Annotated in this window: 2 rRNA genes; both read right to left on the bottom strand. The window is 51.6% G+C overall.

The features are described 5' to 3' along the window. Positions 1 to 50: 50 nt before the first annotated feature. Positions 51 to 166 (bottom strand): 5S ribosomal RNA (gene rrf, locus LO50_RS17745). A gap of 133 nt (positions 167 to 299) precedes the next feature. Beyond that, positions 300 to 3192: ribosomal RNA gene (locus LO50_RS17750) — 23S ribosomal RNA — on the bottom strand. Between the last annotated feature and the right edge of the window lie 245 nt (positions 3193 to 3437).

A 3437-nucleotide genomic window follows, 5' to 3' on the forward strand; every position in this document is an offset into this window, starting at 1 on the left:
CAAAAGCAAACCCCCGACCAGCTTACGCGGGTCGGGGGTTTGGGAAAGGAGCTTGACGATGACCTACTCTCACATGGGGAGACCCCACACTACCATCGGCGATGCGTCGTTTCACTACTGAGTTCGGGAAGGGATCAGGTGGTTCCAACGCTCTATGGTCGTCAAGCAATTCAGTTGCTGCCTCGGGGTTTAGCCGCTGCAGCCAATCGGGTATGTGATGAATCGGTATTGCGTGTTCGTGCAGATTTTCGGTCTGTTTGTCGACTTTCCGTCTAACAGCCAAATTGTTTGGGTGTTATATGGTCAAGCCTCACGGGCAATTAGTATTGGTTAGCTCAACGCCTCACAGCGCTTACACACCCAACCTATCAACGTCGTAGTCTTCGACGGCCCTTCAGGGAGCTCAAGGCTCCAGTGAGATCTCATCTTGAGGCAAGTTTCCCGCTTAGATGCTTTCAGCGGTTATCTCTTCCGAACGTAGCTACCCGGCAATGCCACTGGCGTGACAACCGGAACACCAGAGGTTCGTCCACTCCGGTCCTCTCGTACTAGGAGCAGCCCCTCTCAAATCTCAAACGTCCACGGCAGATAGGGACCGAACTGTCTCACGACGTTCTAAACCCAGCTCGCGTACCACTTTAAATGGCGAACAGCCATACCCTTGGGACCGGCTTCAGCCCCAGGATGTGATGAGCCGACATCGAGGTGCCAAACACCGCCGTCGATATGAACTCTTGGGCGGTATCAGCCTGTTATCCCCGGAGTACCTTTTATCCGTTGAGCGATGGCCCTTCCATACAGAACCACCGGATCACTAAGACCTACTTTCGTACCTGCTCGACGTGTCTGTCTCGCAGTCAAGCGCGCTTTTGCCTTTATACTCTACGACCGATTTCCGACCGGTCTGAGCGCACCTTCGTACTCCTCCGTTACTCTTTAGGAGGAGACCGCCCCAGTCAAACTACCCACCATACACTGTCCTCGATCCGGATAACGGACCAGAGTTAGAACCTCAAAGTTGCCAGGGTGGTATTTCAAGGATGGCTCCACGCGAACTGGCGTCCACGCTTCAAAGCCTCCCACCTATCCTACACAAGCAAATTCAAAGTCCAGTGCAAAGCTATAGTAAAGGTTCACGGGGTCTTTCCGTCTAGCCGCGGATACACTGCATCTTCACAGCGATTTCAATTTCACTGAGTCTCGGGTGGAGACAGCGCCGCCATCGTTACGCCATTCGTGCAGGTCGGAACTTACCCGACAAGGAATTTCGCTACCTTAGGACCGTTATAGTTACGGCCGCCGTTTACCGGGGCTTCGATCAAGAGCTTCGCTTGCGCTAACCCCATCAATTAACCTTCCGGCACCGGGCAGGCGTCACACCCTATACGTCCACTTTCGTGTTTGCAGAGTGCTGTGTTTTTAATAAACAGTCGCAGCGGCCTGGTATCTTCGACCGGCATGGGCTTACGTAGTAAATACTTCACCCTCACCGGCGCACCTTCTCCCGAAGTTACGGTGCCATTTTGCCTAGTTCCTTCACCCGAGTTCTCTCAAGCGCCTTGGTATTCTCTACCCAACCACCTGTGTCGGTTTGGGGTACGGTTCCTAGTTACCTGAAGCTTAGAGGCTTTTCCTGGAAGCATGGCATCAACCACTTCGCTTTCTAAAAGAAAGCTCGTCATCAGCTCTCGGCATTAAGATCCCGGATTTACCTAAGATCTCTGCCTACCACCTTAAACAAGGACAACCAACGCCTTGCTGGCCTAGCCTTCTCCGTCCCCCCATCGCAGTAACTAGAAGTACGGGAATATTAACCCGTTTCCCATCGACTACGCTCTTCAGCCTCGCCTTAGGGACCGACTCACCCTGCGTCGATTAACGTTGCGCAGGAACCCTTGGTCTTTCGGCGTGCGAGGTTTTTCACTCGCATTGTCGTTACTCATGTCAGCATTCGCACTTCTGATACCTCCAGCCAGCTTCTCAACTGACCTTCACAGGCTTACAGAACGCTCCTCTACCGCTCAACTTGCGTTGAACCCGTAGCTTCGGTACCTGGTTTGAGCCCCGTTACATCTTCCGCGCAGGCCGACTCGACTAGTGAGCTATTACGCTTTCTTTAAAGGGTGGCTGCTTCTAAGCCAACCTCCTAGCTGTCTAAGCCTTCCCACATCGTTTCCCACTTAACCAGGATTTTGGGACCTTAGCTGACGGTCTGGGTTGTTTCCCTTTTCACGACGGACGTTAGCACCCGCCGTGTGTCTCCCGTGCTGACACTTGCTGGTATTCGGAGTTTGCATCGGTTTGGTAAGTCGGGATGACCCCCTAGCCGAAACAGTGCTCTACCCCCAGCAGTGATACACGAGGCGCTACCTAAATAGCTTTCGAGGAGAACCAGCTATCTCCGAGCTTGATTAGCCTTTCACTCCGATCCACAGGTCATCCGCTAGCTTTTCAACGGTAGTCGGTTCGGTCCTCCAGTCAGTGTTAACCTAACCTTCAACCTGCCCATGGATAGATCGCCCGGTTTCGGGTCTATTCCCAGCGACTAGACGCCCTATTAAGACTCGCTTTCGCTACGCCTCCCCTATTCGGTTAAGCTCGCCACTGAAAATAAGTCGCTGACCCATTATACAAAAGGTACGCAGTCACCTAACAAAGTAGGCTCCCACTGCTTGTACGCATACGGTTTCAGGTTCTATTTCACTCCCCTCTCCGGGGTTCTTTTCGCCTTTCCCTCACGGTACTGGTTCACTATCGGTCAGTCAGTAGTATTTAGCCTTGGAGGATGGTCCCCCCATATTCAGACAAAGTTTCTCGTGCTCCGTCCTACTCGATTTCACTTCTAAGACCTTTTCGCGTACAGGGCTATCACCCACTATGGCCGCACTTTCCAGAGCGTTCCGCTAAAATCAAAGAAGCTTAAGGGCTAATCCCCGTTCGCTCGCCACTACTAAGGGAATCTCGGTTGATTTCTTTTCCTCAGGGTACTTAGATGTTTCAGTTCCCCTGGTTCGCCTCACACACCTATGTATTCAGTGTGTGATAACCATCTTATGATGGCTGGGTTCCCCCATTCAGACATCTCCGGATCAAAGTCTGTTTGCCGACTCCCCGAAGCTTTTCGCAGGCTACCACGTCTTTCATCGCCTCTGACTGCCAAGGCATCCACCGTATGCGCTTCTTCACTTGACCATATAACCCCAAGCAATCTGGTTACTGTCTATAACGTGAAGACGACATTCGCCGAAAATTTGCATAGAGAACACGCAAATTTTACCTTGACTTGAATAATCACCAGTGAAAGTGACCACTCAAATCTACTTCTATCACATACCCAAATTTTTAAAGAACAGTTCTGGCGCAAAGACCAGAAATCAATACCCTCACACATCATGCGATGCGCAAGCAGCACTCATTTCTGAGCTTTCAGCGATTTT

Source organism: Stutzerimonas stutzeri, from assembly GCF_000935215.1.
GTDB lineage: Bacteria > Pseudomonadota > Gammaproteobacteria > Pseudomonadales > Pseudomonadaceae > Stutzerimonas.